Source organism: Butyricimonas synergistica DSM 23225 (assembly GCF_000379665.1).
Lineage (GTDB): Bacteria > Bacteroidota > Bacteroidia > Bacteroidales > Marinifilaceae > Butyricimonas > Butyricimonas synergistica.
On record NZ_KB903374.1, the window covers coordinates 1 to 14,727 of the forward strand.

At 39.1% G+C, this 14,727-nt stretch carries 14 protein-coding genes, 2 tRNA genes and 1 pseudogene; 1 reads left to right on the plus strand and 16 read right to left on the minus strand.

What is annotated here, in order from left to right; genetic code table 11:
* From A3CY_RS0119285 to A3CY_RS21710, 4 genes and pseudogenes are all read right to left on the minus strand, one after another.
* A partial coding sequence (locus tag A3CY_RS0119285; RefSeq protein WP_018339597.1) for an ADP-ribosylglycohydrolase family protein occupies nucleotides 1-470 on the minus strand: 470 nt, incomplete at its 3' end.
* A gap of 678 nt (nucleotides 471-1,148) precedes the next feature.
* Nucleotides 1,149-1,673, minus strand: a complete 525-nt coding sequence (locus tag A3CY_RS0119295) for a hypothetical protein (protein ID WP_018339599.1) — start codon at nucleotides 1,671-1,673, stop codon at nucleotides 1,149-1,151.
* A gap of 11 nt (nucleotides 1,674-1,684) precedes the next feature.
* Nucleotides 1,685-2,839, minus strand: a complete 1,155-nt coding sequence (gene yidD / locus A3CY_RS0119300; protein ID WP_018339600.1) for a membrane protein insertion efficiency factor YidD — start codon at nucleotides 2,837-2,839, stop codon at nucleotides 1,685-1,687.
* Between the two features lie 384 nt (nucleotides 2,840-3,223).
* Nucleotides 3,224-4,098: pseudogene (locus A3CY_RS21710) on the minus strand (DUF3871 family protein); the annotation flags it as partial.
* A gap of 274 nt (nucleotides 4,099-4,372) precedes the next feature.
* On the opposite strand from A3CY_RS21710, the gene A3CY_RS0119310 reads away from it, so the two are divergent.
* Nucleotides 4,373-5,134, plus strand: a complete 762-nt coding sequence (locus A3CY_RS0119310) for a Fic family protein (RefSeq protein ID WP_018339601.1) — start codon at nucleotides 4,373-4,375, stop codon at nucleotides 5,132-5,134.
* Between the two features lie 549 nt (nucleotides 5,135-5,683).
* On the opposite strand, the gene A3CY_RS0119315 is transcribed toward A3CY_RS0119310, so the two are convergent.
* The 12 genes from A3CY_RS0119315 to pstS form a co-directional block, all read right to left on the minus strand.
* On the minus strand, nucleotides 5,684-6,022 hold the full coding sequence (locus A3CY_RS0119315) for a HepT-like ribonuclease domain-containing protein (RefSeq protein WP_018339602.1): 339 nt from the start codon (nucleotides 6,020-6,022) through the stop codon (nucleotides 5,684-5,686).
* The gene (locus A3CY_RS0119320; protein WP_013613501.1) at nucleotides 6,015-6,314 is read right to left on the minus strand and encodes a nucleotidyltransferase family protein; all 300 of its coding nucleotides are present in this window, start codon (nucleotides 6,312-6,314) and stop codon (nucleotides 6,015-6,017) included. The genes A3CY_RS0119315 and A3CY_RS0119320 overlap by 8 nt, the downstream gene beginning before the upstream one ends.
* Before the next feature lie 159 nt (nucleotides 6,315-6,473).
* Nucleotides 6,474-6,546 (minus strand) — tRNA-Gly (locus A3CY_RS0119325).
* 6 nt (nucleotides 6,547-6,552) lie between these two features.
* A tRNA-Tyr gene (locus A3CY_RS0119330) sits at nucleotides 6,553-6,634 on the minus strand.
* 172 nt (nucleotides 6,635-6,806) lie between these two features.
* Nucleotides 6,807-7,490 (minus strand): NigD1/NigD2 family lipoprotein, encoded by a 684-nt coding sequence (locus A3CY_RS0119335; protein ID WP_018339603.1) that lies wholly within the window; start codon nucleotides 7,488-7,490, stop codon nucleotides 6,807-6,809.
* Nucleotides 7,491-7,671: 181 nt separating this feature from the next.
* Nucleotides 7,672-9,432 (minus strand): sensor histidine kinase, encoded by a 1,761-nt coding sequence (locus tag A3CY_RS0119340; RefSeq protein WP_018339604.1) that lies wholly within the window; start codon nucleotides 9,430-9,432, stop codon nucleotides 7,672-7,674.
* A 24-nt stretch (nucleotides 9,433-9,456) separates the two neighbouring features.
* Nucleotides 9,457-10,134 (minus strand): response regulator transcription factor, encoded by a 678-nt coding sequence (locus A3CY_RS0119345; RefSeq protein ID WP_018339605.1) that lies wholly within the window; start codon nucleotides 10,132-10,134, stop codon nucleotides 9,457-9,459.
* A 10-nt stretch (nucleotides 10,135-10,144) separates the two neighbouring features.
* Nucleotides 10,145-10,822 (minus strand): phosphate signaling complex PhoU family protein, encoded by a 678-nt coding sequence (locus A3CY_RS0119350; RefSeq protein WP_018339606.1) that lies wholly within the window; start codon nucleotides 10,820-10,822, stop codon nucleotides 10,145-10,147.
* A gap of 123 nt (nucleotides 10,823-10,945) precedes the next feature.
* The gene (pstB, locus tag A3CY_RS0119355; protein ID WP_018339607.1) at nucleotides 10,946-11,713 is read right to left on the minus strand and encodes a phosphate ABC transporter ATP-binding protein PstB; all 768 of its coding nucleotides are present in this window, start codon (nucleotides 11,711-11,713) and stop codon (nucleotides 10,946-10,948) included.
* Between the two features lie 81 nt (nucleotides 11,714-11,794).
* Complete coding sequence (pstA, locus tag A3CY_RS0119360) at nucleotides 11,795-12,658, minus strand: phosphate ABC transporter permease PstA (RefSeq protein ID WP_018339608.1); 864 nt, start codon at nucleotides 12,656-12,658, stop codon at nucleotides 11,795-11,797.
* Between the two features lie 8 nt (nucleotides 12,659-12,666).
* Nucleotides 12,667-13,518: a phosphate ABC transporter permease subunit PstC gene (gene pstC, locus A3CY_RS0119365; protein ID WP_018339609.1), complete on the minus strand. Its 852-nt coding sequence runs from the start codon at nucleotides 13,516-13,518 to the stop codon at nucleotides 12,667-12,669.
* A 98-nt stretch (nucleotides 13,519-13,616) separates the two neighbouring features.
* Nucleotides 13,617-14,675, minus strand: coding sequence for a phosphate ABC transporter substrate-binding protein PstS (pstS, locus tag A3CY_RS0119370; RefSeq protein ID WP_018339610.1), 1,059 nt, complete (start codon nucleotides 14,673-14,675; stop codon nucleotides 13,617-13,619).
* Nucleotides 14,676-14,727 lie beyond the last annotated feature (52 nt).

A 14,727-nucleotide genomic window follows, 5' to 3' on the forward strand; every position in this document is an offset into this window, starting at 1 on the left:
AACGAGGAAATTTCTTTTATTATCCTAAATTTCTTTTCTTCCTCCATGTTAAGGATATAAGGTACTAGTGGAAGAATCCTCATGAGTGATCCGTCACTGTTACCTCGTTTATTATTTATCCCTGCTATATGTGGAGATCCGTTATTCCTTAAATTTACAATGGTAAAATAATTTATATAGTTTATATCAAATGTTTCGTTAGCTGGTGTCCAATAGTCTTCATACATCCATTTCGTGAACTTGTTGATAATATCATTTAGGTCATAACCATTACAGAGGGATTCTGCCAGACAAAAGGATAAAGAAGTATTGTCAGACCATGTACCTGCTGGTACATTAAACTGATCGAGTCCTTCCATTGTCGTGATTGGATTTTTTGCTACAACTTCTCTAGCTAAAAATTGAATTGGCAATCCCAAAGCATCACCTATGGCAGTTCCTAATAATATATCTTTGTTTAAGTTATTCATGTTCTATATGTTTATGAAGTCTGTTTGATGATATAAATATATATAAATCCCCTTATTTGTGATAGTTTTTTTAAGCAATATGTTTTTCTGAATCTTGAAATCTAAACATGGTGACTTTTCTTCTGAGTTGGCATATAATACCTAATCTTCCAAGTTGTCAACATGACAATGAATCAATACATTATTACATATATAAATATTTGATATTCTGATATATTTACTTTGTACTATCCTGTTCAACAAGAACCTTTGTACGTGTAAATGATTGCTCTGGTGTTCTTTCCTGAACTAGATATTCTTTTGTTTGTTAGAAAAATTTATTCTTATGAATTTACGTGAGAAAGGAAAAACCACCGATTCAGAATGGTTTGGTGTGGAACATTACCGTGTTTTTCATGAATGGATTTATTCAGGTATGTAAACATAGAGAGGTTAAAAATGTTATATCCTGATATTTTGGGAAGTCCCAAACCGAAGCTTGTCAAGAAAAGACAGCACAAATAAGCCAGTACCTCACAAGTGCTGGCTTTTTTATTTATACATAAAAAGGGATGACAAACCGAAGTCTATCATCCCCTCGCACCCAAGTTGACATACGCACGATGAATCAACGTAAAATCATATTAATAAAACATGATCATGAACAGACATTTTAAAATAATAATCAACCCTTTTGCATTACAATTTAATATAAGTATCTGTTGCCACGGTTGCAGAAATAGATGTTCCAGCGGGAATTACTGCCTGTTTGCCTTTTAATAATAAAAATAGAGGACAAACAAATACGGCAAGTACAATTGAAAGGACTAGGTTGTTTTCACCTTCTTCAGACATATTGCCACCCGTTAACATAACATCCGTTCCATCCTTGGCTGTTACACTTTTAAGTTGGATTTGTATGGAAGCGCCTTTACCTACGCCTTTACGTTTCTCGAATCTTGAAACCTGCCCTTTAGCGATGGCGCCAAAAGGAATAACAACATTTTTATCAACACAGATCTCTTTTGTTACTTTGAAATCTATGATTTGTCCTGTCGTGATATTTTTTGTGTTAATTTCACTTAGAACTTCTAAAGGGATCAATGTCCCTGCTTTCAAGATAACTTCGTTATCCGCGAGGGTAAAAGAAAGATTTGTGAAAGCCAATATCATGATTGCGATAATTGGCTTGACAACGAATGATTTACTCAATAATGTTCTCATGGTTCAAAAATTTAGTTGATGGATTTATTATTCTGATACAGGGTTGATTGTATTTTTTGTAGTTTATGTTGATTGTAGCTTGAGGCACTTCTGCCGGAGCCAAATATATTACCGATATAGAAACTTAGGTTGAAAACACCCAGTAAAGTTGCTGTTCCATAATTTTTTTGTTTGATACTTGTAAACACGGCATATCCAAGTAATGAATTCATAACGAAAGAGGTTAGTGCACTTTTGGGGCGTTGGGTGTAAATATATCCAAGACCAGGAATTAATGATAATGACGAAGCGACCCAAGGCTTTTTCTTTTTTAAAGTAGCCGCTTCTTGAATAAGTTGAAAATTCTCTTTATCTCTCTTGAGTTTTGTATCAGAACTAGCCAATAAATTGAAATATTTATTCGCTTCATCCCAATTTTCTTGATATGCACTAAAAATTCCTTGCCAAGCATATTTTTGGGATATTATCGGATGAATATTGTTATCAGAGATTTCAGAAAGAAGTTTGTGTGCCATATCGTAATTCTCTACCGTCAAGAGAATATCTAACATTTCAAATTTTATTCTTGGAGAGTTTTTTATGGATTCGGGGAAATGGACCTCGTAATCGAATATGGCATTTTCTATTTGCCCCAAACCTTTATAGCAAATTAATTTGTTTGTGAATAATTGTGTCGTTAATAATCGCTTTTGAAATTGTGTTTTTTCGATTTCAATTAAAGCTTCTCGGTACATTTGTTTATTTATCAGATGATTAATGAATAATAATGTGCTATCAGGTTTCGCATCCCAGTCTGTATAAGAGTAATATTGTTTGTTATTGTGAATGTAAGTTCTAGGAATTTCTGCATACGGGGGAAAATCAAGTAGAAGTAATTGTCCTTTATTTAAAGTCAAATCATAACAATTGAAATCATGCCCACATCTAATGAGGCGATCTGCCATATACATCATCGCTTTGGGAAAATAACAATCTTCAAAAACAATTAATCCATATTGGGAACAAGAAGGGTACATAACACAAGTACCGCTCCCTTCATCCCTATGTAGATACTTCTTGTAAATATTCACGTAATCAGATAGAGCTGACATTTCTGTTTGCGCGTGAAGAAATTGTGAATTTGTAACACAAACAATAATGATTAAAACATTCTTCAACAAGTGCATAATATTGCAATCTAATGTGACCTTGAAGATTCCCAGAAAGGTTGATTTTATAAGTATAAAAAAGCGTGGGATCTAAATTGTTTATCACGTAAGAGGTATCGCCAAACACCCAACAGAAAATAAACAATCAGCCCACGCTTAACCATGTATATTGTAGTATATATATGGTCAGCATGAAGTTTGTACTTGTTTATCCTTTCTGTTAAAAAATTGGCGATTTTCTTACGCAGGATGAAACAAAAACGCTTCCATTAATTCAATATGTCTGCCATGAGAAAATGATTTTTCACATGACGCTACAAATGTAAATAAATTTCAGCATCCAACAAACGTTAGGACTGATTGTAATGGCAAAATTAGGTTAATCAATGGAATAAAAAGAATTTATTTCCAACGGTTTTCATTTATAAACCATTTATAGGTGTTATCACCATGTAACGCCTTATCTATCCCTTCCGTTAATTGCGTGGCGGTTAATGATCTATCAAGGAAATTATCAATGTAACTACTTTTATTGGCTCCTGTAAGCATATTATAGAATTTTCATAGATTAATTCCATTCTCTTCATGCTCCCTCTTGAAATTGTCATCGTTGTCATAAGCTTTTGCCACCATGTTAATCTGGTTATCCGTCAACTCCATGTAAGGAAAATGCTTCTTATCTCTTGCTGGTAAACATTGATACGACCTACTTTTACCCAAGAATTGTGTGAATTGATGTTCCGTGAGGTAAGAACCTGTAAAACTCTTCATCAACCTTAAATGCTTGTCTGCATCATACTGGTTAAATAACTTCATCACACCTCTAAATAGATCATGGTAACTCATCGCTCTTAAATCAGTCTGGAAACTATCCGTGAAAGTACACAGATTACAACATACTTTATTCTGGAATCCAATGGCAACACTGAACCTTTCAGAAGTTTTCTTTGAATAGAGGTTTTCCCTGTTATACGCTCTCACTCCCGTAATGCATAGATTGACCCTGTTGCCGTTTATAGATTCATAAATAGTTGGAATCTCAAACGCAAATCCATTCTTTCATAATAGATAGTTTTATCTGTTTCCAGTAATTCTGCCACTGGTTTATGTATGGCTTCTGGAATCCTACCTTTTATAACATGGCTAACCATTATATCAGGTTCATCTATGCTTTCCCCTCTAAACAATTCACTCGCCACCTTATGAACTGTTTCAATAAATGCTGGATGGGATATAGTCATTTCGTTATCCTTGCTGAACACTGGCACGATACAATCATTCTAATAGTGGTGGAAATATTTAAATTTTCAGTTTATATATACAATTCACAAATTCTCCACCAACCTTGATTTATAATGTTCATTATCACTTTTACTTGTTTTATTCATTCTCTAGCTTTAAGCCAATTCTTGTAGGCTTTGGTGTTTATCAATGAAGTAAGGGTTAGTGGAAAATTTGTAAAATGTATATACCGATTAGAATTTTGTATTTTTCCACTAGATATAAACAATGATAATTTCTTACCTTTGTAATCAACTAAAATATGGCAACATGAATAGTAAGTTGGTTGATTTATTAAGAGAAGTGGATTCATTGAAAATGCGGTTATCTTCTTTGCGTCCTTTGCCAGTGGAGGCATTAAAGAAAATTCAGGATGCTTTGGATATCGAGTACACTTACGAGAGTAACCGTATAGAAGGGAACACGCTTACCCTGCAGGAAACGGCACTTGTTGTCAACGAGGGAATCACTATTTCTGGTAAATCCATGCGTGAACACTTGGAGGCAATCAATCATGCAGAAGCTATTGACTATATAAAGGAGGTTGCTAAACAGGATATTGAAATAAGTCAAAGAACTATCAAGGAGATTCATGCACTTGTGTTACACGGTATAGATAGGGAGAATGCTGGAAGTTATAGAACCGTACCTGTAATGATCTCGGGTAGCACTCATGTACCGCCTCAGCCTTATTTGTTGGAGAAGCTAATGGAAGATTTCATGCTGACATTTCAAAGTATGGAAAAAGAAAATGTTCATCCAGTTATTATCGCCGCCTATTTGCATGATGAACTGGTGAGGATACATCCGTTTATAGATGGCAACGGGCGTACTTCTCGACTTCTGATGAACCTCTACCTGTTGCAAAAAGGTTATACCATTGTTACCCTGAAAAGTGATAATGATATGAAGTTACGTTATTATAAAGCTTTGGAATCTTCTCACACGGAACAACAACATGATGATTTCTACTTGTTGGTTGCTGAAGCTGAAAAAGCATCTTTAGAGAGGTATATCTCTATTTTAGAATGAAAAATAATCACGAGTTAGAATGTTTCTGTAACTAGAGATATTCGTGCGTGTAATTTCCTTGTGTGGTAAAGTTGGAAATAGAGTGTCAAATCAACATGTTATCATAGATATAAATGTTTGATATTCTGATATATTTACTTGGTACTATCCTATTCAATAAGTATCTTTGTACATGTAAATGATTGGTCTGATGTTCTTTCCTGAACTAGATACTCTTTTGTTTGTTAGAAAAATTTATTCCTATGAAGTTACGTGAGAAAGGAAAACCTCCAATTCAGAATGGTTTGGTGTAGAACATTATCGAATTTTCCATGAAATGGATTTATTCAGGTATGTAAACATGGAGAGATTAAAAATGTTATATCCAGATATTTTTGGAAAGTCCAAACCTAAGCTTCTCAAGAAAAGACAGCACAACTAAATGATTAAAGCCAGAACCTCATATGTCCTTAGGGTGCTGGCTTTTTTATTTGTTGGTGGAAAATTTATAAATAGTATATAGAGATCAAAATTTTATATTTTTCCACCAAATGGATTTACCGCTTAATATTATTCTTGTAGTAATTTTTCCACTTCATTTTTCAAACGGGGGAGGTGATTGACAACAATACTCCAAAGAATATCAAACGAAAGACTATCATAACCGTGTATGATATAATTACGAGCGTCCACGATCTTACGAGCGTTAGTGATGGCTATATCCTTGTTCTCTTTTAATATCCTGTTCATCGCCTCACCGATAATTTCAATGCACCTCTCAATCGCTCTTTGTAAACGTATATCTCGACAAAATTCTTCAAACAATTTTGGTTGTCCCTCGAAAAATGTTTCAATGTCATCAATCGCATTAAGTATATCTTGCAAGTGTTTCTTGGTAAAGTTATCCATATATTAATGCTTTGGTTTGCTCGATAGTTTCTTTCAAGTAATGATTACGAATAGCGTGTTCTTCCAGTAAATCAACTTCTCTGCCCAAAATATCTTCTAAAGCGTATTTCAAGTCAAAGAAATTACTAAAATAATCTGTTACTTGTGCTTTGTCGAAATTAACTATAAAATCGACATCGCTTTCTTTATTAAAACGATTCGTGAGGATAGAACCAAACACGAATAATTTACTAACCTTGTACTTCTTGCACAAGGCAATGATTTTATCCATATTTAATTCAATCAGGTTCATGTAGTCATTCTCTTTCTGCAAATATAGTGATTGTTGAAGACAAAACAAAAACGCTAGAAATAACAGATTATTAAGTGTTGGTTTAAATAAATGCTCCAAATCTCATGAAAACCGCCTAAAACAATAAAGCACCTACTTTCGTAAGTGCTTTATTCAGAGAGCGGAAAACGGGACTCAAACCCGCGACCCCCAGCTTGGAAGGCTAGTGCTCTATCGACTGAGCTATTTCCGCAGTATGTGGGGAGAGCAGGATTCGAACCTACGAAGACGATGTCAGCTGAGTTACAGTCAGCCCCAGTTGGCCACTTTGGTATCTCCCCTTTGTTCAAAGAACATTTGCTTGTCTTAAGCGGGTACAAAGATAGGTAGTTTTGCTGAACTTCCAAACATTTCGAGGAAAAATCTTTAAAAAAATGTGCTTTTACGAGAAAAAAAAGTACGGGAGAGTTCAGAACGAACTTCTCCCGTTACATCTTACCGTCACGAAGAGACCTATTTACGAGGACGATAAGTAATGTCAATTGTTTTGTCTGTTTGATCGAATGCTTTGTAACGTATTTGCAATTCTACGGAGTCTTTTACTTCGCCAAAGGTTTCTTTTAGTGGGAAACTCACGTAACCGTTTCTACTGGTGTTTTCCGGATCGTTGTAAGCGTTATGGCGGAATTCCAATAATACTTTTCCGTCTGCGGTTTCTCCTTCATGTTTGGTGAGGTTTACCATATGGGTAATTGTACTTCCCCCGCCATAGAAAAAACGGAATGTGATAAAGTCGTTAGCGATCCAGTATTCGGGTAATTCGATTGGATCCATACCCAGGCTGTCGCTGATGGATTCCTTGTACGGAACGATTGGTTTTGTCAGTAATTCTTGCAAACCGTTTACCTTCACGTAATGATCTACGGCAGATCCCGGGGTGGCATCTTGTAGAATCGTGAAGTCAGCAAATACACGTGTGTTGTTTTCTAGCGTGCGTGCGGGAACGTTTGACACGGATGGGAATAGAACCGGTCCTTTATCCAGTACGATTTGATATTCATTATCGCCTGTTTTTTCGATGGTTCCGAACTCTAACCAAAATTTGTCAAGGCTATACCCGTCGTCGTTGCAAGAGGAAAACGCAAGTGTAGTTATGATCAAAAAAATAATTAGCGTGAATGTGTTCTTGCTTTTCATTTTTTCCCTTTCTTATTACTAGTTGTTTTAAGCATCTATGTGATAGATGAATAATTATTGAAATGGTTGCGTCGAATAGTATTAAAATATTTCAAAAAAGCCTATTGCCGATAATAAACGTAGAGATCACCTGAAGGGCAACCTCTATGTTTATTTTAAAAGGAAGTGGGAGTTCCGTGTTTTAGAAAAGAGTTTTCTTCAACGAGAATAGAAATTCCAATCCCCCGTCTTTCCTGTTTTTGGCAGAAATATCGCCTTTATGGAAAAGTACAGCATTTTTCACGATGGAAAGACCTAGCCCGGAGCCTCCAGATTGGCGGCTACGTCCCTCGCATACCCGGTAGAAGCGTTCGAAGATACGGTTTAGGTGGTTTTCGTCGATGCCTCGTCCGGTATCGTAATAAGAGAAATAATAGAACTCGTTATCCTCCGTGTAATTACTGATCCCGATCATGATATTTTCCCCGGCGTAGTTGATCGAGTTTTCTATCAGATTACGGAATATGGCGTATATCAAGGTTTTGTTTCCCTCGATGGAGATTTTTGGGTCGACTCCGTTTTTTACCGTGATCTCGTGGGATACGATTGGTTCGTGCAAATCTGTGATTACCTCTTGTAGTGTGCTGTGAATGTTAATTTGTTCTTTTTCAAACATTTCCGATGCTTCTTCCGTTTTGGTGATTAAAGCAATGTCACGGATCAGGTCGGATAACCTCACGACTTGTGAATAGGTCCGTTCCAAGAAGAAACGTTGTTTATCGGGGGCTATATTTTGCTGTTCCAGTAAGGTTTCGATATAACCGCGGATACTGCTCACGGGAGTTTTCAACTCGTGAGCGATATTGTTGGTCATCTCTTGTTTCAATAAACGGTTTTTCTCGTTGTCAGAGATATTGTTCAACGTGATCTCGAAACTATTATCCGTAAATATCAATACTTTAATGGCAAAATGTTTGCCGGCTTTACTGATCTTGTTCTGGTAAACCGGAATATTTGTTGTGTTGGGGTTGACCGGCGTATTCTTTTGTAGAAAGGTGTTTACCTCCTTGAAATCAGGTTGACCGAGAAAACCTTCCACCTTGAAAGTAGGTTCATCCAAAATCGTATTTAGATATTGAATAAAATGCGTGTTCGCGTAGATCTTTTCCCCGTTGGCTGAAAAAATTGCGATACCTTCGTCGGAGTAATGGAAGTGGCGGAGCAATTTTTCTTGTTCCACGTTGATTTGTTTGTTACTTTCTTCCAGCAAGCGATAGCTATGGATGATTTTTTCTCCGATTTCGCCTAGTTCCGAGTGGGGGAAACGGATATTCTTGTAGTTGATATTATGGTTCTCCGCGGCAATGATAAAGTCTTTCAAGCCGGAGATGGCTTTCCCGAACCGATCGGAAATATAAATCAACGAGAGCAATGTGATAAAGAATAATAGTGTGATGAAATACAAGAACATATTGTCTGTTTTCAGAAAGTTTTGTACTTCAATATCGTAGGGAAGTGCGACCCGGATATAATAATTGACGTAGTCTTTGGCATAGTAATAATATTCAATTCCCGTGCTTTGCGAGAGACGTATGGCGGTTCCTGTTTTTTGGATAGAGGCGGTTTGTATTTCTGGGCGTTGCAGATGATTTTCAATTTTTTTTCCCGTGTCGAGGTTGTTGTCGTATAGGACTTTCCCGTCGTGGTAAATAATAGTCAGGCGCAAGTTGGAGGGCATGAGTGTCAACACGCTGCTCAACGAGTCTGTTTCGTGTTTTTCAAGTAGGTGGTGTTGATGAATATAGCGGGCTATAATGTCGGAATAATCATCCAGCGTGGTGCGCAGAGTTTCTGTCTTGTATTCTTTTTCCCGATTCTGTTGGAAAAAGATAATCACGATTGTGAATGCTGCAAATACAATGAAGAAGTAGATAAACAACTTCTGTTTATAGGATAATTTCATTGGAAATAATTTATGTATTAACTTTTAAAGTTCTATGCAATAGCCATATCCGGAACGATTGACAATATGTTTCCCCTGGTCCCCGAGTTTTTTTCTCAGTCGGGTAATGTGGACATCGACAGTACGTTCCAGCACGTAACTGTCGTCATTCCATACTTTGTTGAGAATATCTTCGCGGGAATAGATTCTACCGGGCGATTGTGCCAGCATATTTAATATCTCGAACTCTTTTTTAGTGATAGGGACAATACTATTGCGGATGGACACGCACTTGGTACTTTGGTCTATGTGCATTTCCCCCACGTCGATGATGATCTTCTTACTTTCCGGGGTGCCTGTCCTTTTCAGCACGGCTTTTACCCGTGCGGATACTTCTTTTATCGAGAAGGGTTTGGATATGTAATCATCCCCGCCGATGTTGAAACCGGTGAGCATATCGTTTTCTGTGTCTTTGGCGGTGAGGAAGATGATAGGGGTGGAGTTTTGCATATCTCTACGTAATTTCTCCGCCATCTTGAAACCGGACATCCCGTCCATCATGACGTCCAGTAATATGAGGTCATATTCTTCGGAGAGCATTTTCAAGGCTTGCTCCGCGGAAGGGGCAGTGTCGACTGTATAGCCTTCGCTTTCGAGGTTGAATTGCAGGATTTCTCTTAAATCTGCTTCGTCGTCGACGACTAAAATGCGTTGTTTGTCCATAATTCCAAATTTAATTGTTATGAATATGTTTTGCGTTCTTCCCTTCCATGAGATAGATTGCTGCCTCCGCTATATTTGTGGCGTTGTCGCCGATCCGTTCGATGTTGTACGATATGCTGCTTAGTGACAGGGCGTCCAACAAATCTTGGTCTTTGACGGTTTTACCCACGAAATGAAGAGGAATCCCGTGAATGATTTCCTTGTGATTCTTGTCCACGATATCATCTGTTCGGATAATCTCTTTCGCCAGGTTCTCGTCTTCACACGTGAAAGCAAAGATAGCATTTTGTGTCATTTTTTTCACGATTTCCAGTTGTTCGTGAATGATTTTCAGGAATAGCGTGTATAAACTGCCTTTGGGATCTACTTCCCGCAAGAAATCTGCAATGTTAAGAAGCAAGTCGCCGATTCTTTCCAGGTAAGCTGTCATATCATGATAGGACATGATTTTTCGGCAATCGCTTGCACGTGGACAGTAAAGTACGATGGAATTGATGATTTCATCCCGAATTTTTACTTCAAGACTGTCGATGATGACTTCGTTTTGTTCTATCGAGGAATGTAATTCCGTGTCTTTATTGCTTTCCGTGAGGGTGTACACGAGTTCCATCTGCTGGATAACCACCGTGGACAGCACTTCAAAATCTTCTTTTATTTTTTCGAGGTATTTTTCTCTGATTGTAGTCATGATATATAAGATATAAGCTAAAAGTTAAAAACTATAGATTCAGAGATTGGTGATTCAATGATTACTAAAAGTATTAGCCTTGTGCGGTTGGAATCACTTAATCTGAAATCATAAATCACGAAATTATCCGAACTGTCCTGTCAAATATTCTTCCGTGCGTTTGTCGCTCGGGTTGGTGAACATCTTCTGCGTTTCGTCATATTCGATGAGATTCCCGAGATACATGAACATGGAGTAGTCCGAAATACGTGCGGCTTGCGACATATTGTGTGTGACGATCATGATTGTGAATTCTTTCTTCAGGTCAAGCAGTAGTTCTTCGATGCGATTCGTGGCAATCGGGTCAAGTGCAGAAGTCGGTTCGTCCATCAGGAGTACCTGAGGTTTTAACGAGAGAGCTCGAGCAATACACAAGCGTTGTTGTTGTCCCCCGGAAAGAAAAGTTCCCTTTTTGAATAAAGAGTCTTTTACTTCATCCCATAAACCCACATTTTTCAAGCTTTGCTCCACGAGTTCGTCTTTTTCCCGCTTGGGTAGAGATATGCCGTTCAGCTTATACCCGGCAATCACGTTGTCATAGATACTCATGGTAGGAAAGGGGTTCGGTCGTTGGAATACCATTCCCGCCATACGGCGTACTTCCATGGGATTTGTTTTTAATATATTCTTCCCGTTCAGCAGGATCTCCCCGGTCGTTTTTATGTCCGGGTATAGCTCGTGCATTCGGTTGATAGCTCGTAATAAAGTGCTTTTCCCGCATCCGGAGGGTCCCATGATTGCCGTGATCTGTTTCTCCGCTATGTCAGCACTAACCGATTCCACGGCATTCTTCCCGGGAGTGTATGATATGGAAACGTCTTTTAGTTGTAGTATTGGATTTGTGATAACCATATTAATTACGTGATTATGTGATTTATGATTATGTGATTTTTTGACTGAATCTCAGAATCGCCAATCATTGAATCACTGAATTTATTGAATTCTCCATTTTTTCGCGATTTGTTTTGCAATAATATTAAGTGATAATATCAAAATCAGTAGGAAGAGAGATGAACTCCAAATCATATCTATCAAATTGGGGTCGTTGTAGAATTCCCAGATTAATAGAGGAACTGCGCTAGTCGGTTTTACGATATCCCAGTTGATTGTGGTACTTCCCAGGGCGGTAAGCATAAGTGGGGCGGTTTCTCCCATCACGCGGGATATGGCGAGTAGTATGCCCGTGAACAATCCCCCGAAAGCTGCCGGTAGCAATACTTTGAGTATGACACTGGTATATGAAGCCCCGAGAGCAAGCCCGGCTTCTTTCAGGCTGCCTGGTAACATTTTTAATGTTTCTTCTGTCGAGCGAACGATGAGGGGAAGCATCATAATACTTAGTGCTACGCTTCCTGCCAGGGCGGAGTAACTTCCGATCGGTTTGACAATCCAGGCATAGGCGATAATACCAATCACGATAGAAGGGCTGCCTTGTATCAAGTCGGTTAGAAACCGGGTGATGTAGGAAAACTTCGTTTTCGGATGTTCCGATAGATGGATGCCTACCAAAATGCCGATCGGTATTGCGATAATAGCTGCCAGCACGACCATAAGTAAGGTCCCTGTGATCCCGTTGGCTATACCCCCGGGAATAATGTCCCCCGTGTTGCGTGCTAACATGGCATCCAGTGTGCTCGGGGCACTCTCCGTGAAGAAGTTCCAGTTGATCTGTTTGTAGCCTTTTTTGATTAATTCCCATATAATTGCGAATAACGGTACTACGGTCAATGAGGCGAGAAAACAGGTTACGTAGAAGAATGTCTTGTCTTTTATCGTTCTATATTTTAAACTGCTCATTTTTTTTATTAGTTAAGTTTCTTTATAACGAGTTTTGCGACTAAGTTTATGATTGCAGTGATCAAGAACAAAAGTAACCCGATGGCAATGAGCGAACTTAATTTTAAGCCGTCAGCCTCGCCGAATTGATTTGCGATAATACTTGCCATCGTGTTGCCCGTGTCGGCAAGGGACGTGGGGAGGTTGTTCGTGTTTCCGATCAACATGGTTACCGCCATCGTTTCACCCAAGGCTCGTCCCAAGGCGAGAATATAACTGGCAAATACACCGGAACCTGCAGCGGGGAAAGTAACGCTTCTGATTACTTCGTAGCGGGTTGCGCCTAAGCTGTATGCTGCTTCTTTCAGTTCGTTGGGAACCATTGAGATAAATTCGCCACTGAGGGAAGAAGCATAAGGTATAATCATGATTGCCAGGATGATGGAAGATGTTAGTATCCCGAATCCTTGTGCGTTTACCCCCATTTCTATGATCAGCGGGCGGAACGTGTAGAAGCCCCATAAGCCGTAAACGATGGAGGGTATTCCTGCCAGCAAGTCAATGATGGAACTAATAAAGGAGGCTATCTTTTTACCCCTGAAGAATTCCCCGGTGAAAAGAGCAACGGGTAGGGAGAACGGGATGCAGAAGATTAACGCCAGAAAAGAGGTTAATAATGTCCCTACAATGAACGAAAGGGCTCCGTAGGTTTCTCTATCCGGATGTGGGTTCCATTCCGTTGAACCGATGAATTGGAAGAATCCGTAATGACCGAAAGCAGACAGGGAGCCACTCACGAGGGAGTAGATCATCCCGGCGCTGATCAATAAAATCAGGATGCAACAAATGGAAAGTAGCCGTTTGAAAATAATATCACGCATAAAATAACTTATTGAGTGATTTGATGATTTACGATTAAGTGATTTTCAAGAATGAAAATTCAAGAATCACTTAATCATGAAATCGTAAATCACCTAATTTACTTGAGGACTTGTTTGCCCTCGAAACTTATAGAGTTTAATAGTGCTTTGGCGTTGTCCACCGCGGATTTCGGAAGTGGAGAGTAATGTACTTTTGTCGTCAACGCTTGTGCTTCGGGACTTAGCATCCAGTCCAGTAATTGGGCAGTAGCTTGTGCTTGAGCCAAAGTTCTGTTAGAATACGCTTGTTCTTTGTAAAGGATAATCCAGGTGAAGCAACTAATCGGATAGGCATCCGGGGCGGACGAATTAGTAATCATGGTACGTGTGTCTGCCGGGATGTCACCTTTGGCTGCCGCGGAAATGCTTTCCGTGTTTGGCGTGATAAAGTTGCCGGAGCTATTTTTCATTTGTGCCATCGGGATATTCAGGGAGAAAGCGTATTCCGACCCGATGTAACCGATGCTGCCGGGAGTTTGGCTAATGGTTCCGGTTACACCTGGGTTGCCTTTTGCTGCAAGTCCCACGGGCCATTTCAGTGATTTCCCGGTACCCATGTTGTCTTTCCAATCGTTGCTGACCTTGGTTAGATAATCGCTGAAAACGAATGTCGTACCACTACCATCCGAACGATACACTGGGGTCAGCTCTTTGTCCGGAAGGATTATGCCGGGATTCAATTCTTTGATCTTGGCATCATTCCATTTGGTGATTTTGCCTAAATAAATATCGGCAATCACCTCTCCCGAGAGTTTCAAATCTTTCACTTCCGGCAGGTTATATGCCAGCACCACGGCTCCCATGCAAGTCGGGATGTGTATCGTGGCGTAAGGCATTTCTTGTATTTCGGCGTCAGAAAGATAAGCATCCGATCCCCCGAAGTCAACAATTTTATCTTTCAAGCTTCTGATTCCGCCGCCGCTACCGATACCCCCGTAGGTCACGGTGTTTCCGGTTTTCTCCTGGTAGGTTTTGAATGCCAGGTTGTAGAATGGCAATGGGAAAGTTGCCCCGGCAGCTGCGATGTTCATTTTCTTATCCTCGGAACCCTTGTTTTTCTTGGAGTTTCCGCAAGATGCAATCGCGATAGCAAGAAGAATAATAAATAAGTTTTTCATTTTCTAATCGTATTAATTTCAACATCTATTGATTCATTTTTACAATGCAAGT

Coding starts and splice junctions, on each gene's coding strand:
- A3CY_RS0119295 (WP_018339599.1), bottom strand. CDS start 1,673: ATGAGAACATTATTGAGTAAATCATTCGTTGTCAAGCCAATTATCGCA.
- yidD (WP_018339600.1), bottom strand. CDS start 2,839: ATGCACTTGTTGAAGAATGTTTTAATCATTATTGTTTGTGTTACAAAT.
- A3CY_RS0119310 (WP_018339601.1), top strand. CDS start 4,373: ATGAATAGTAAGTTGGTTGATTTATTAAGAGAAGTGGATTCATTGAAA.
- A3CY_RS0119315 (WP_018339602.1), bottom strand. CDS start 6,022: ATGGATAACTTTACCAAGAAACACTTGCAAGATATACTTAATGCGATT.
- A3CY_RS0119320 (WP_013613501.1), bottom strand. CDS start 6,314: ATGAACCTGATTGAATTAAATATGGATAAAATCATTGCCTTGTGCAAG.
- A3CY_RS0119335 (WP_018339603.1), bottom strand. CDS start 7,490: ATGAAAAGCAAGAACACATTCACGCTAATTATTTTTTTGATCATAACT.
- A3CY_RS0119340 (WP_018339604.1), bottom strand. CDS start 9,432: ATGAAATTATCCTATAAACAGAAGTTGTTTATCTACTTCTTCATTGTA.
- A3CY_RS0119345 (WP_018339605.1), bottom strand. CDS start 10,134: ATGGACAAACAACGCATTTTAGTCGTCGACGACGAAGCAGATTTAAGA.
- A3CY_RS0119350 (WP_018339606.1), bottom strand. CDS start 10,822: ATGACTACAATCAGAGAAAAATACCTCGAAAAAATAAAAGAAGATTTT.
- pstB (WP_018339607.1), bottom strand. CDS start 11,713: ATGGTTATCACAAATCCAATACTACAACTAAAAGACGTTTCCATATCA.
- pstA (WP_018339608.1), bottom strand. CDS start 12,658: ATGAGCAGTTTAAAATATAGAACGATAAAAGACAAGACATTCTTCTAC.
- pstC (WP_018339609.1), bottom strand. CDS start 13,518: ATGCGTGATATTATTTTCAAACGGCTACTTTCCATTTGTTGCATCCTG.
- pstS (WP_018339610.1), bottom strand. CDS start 14,675: ATGAAAAACTTATTTATTATTCTTCTTGCTATCGCGATTGCATCTTGC.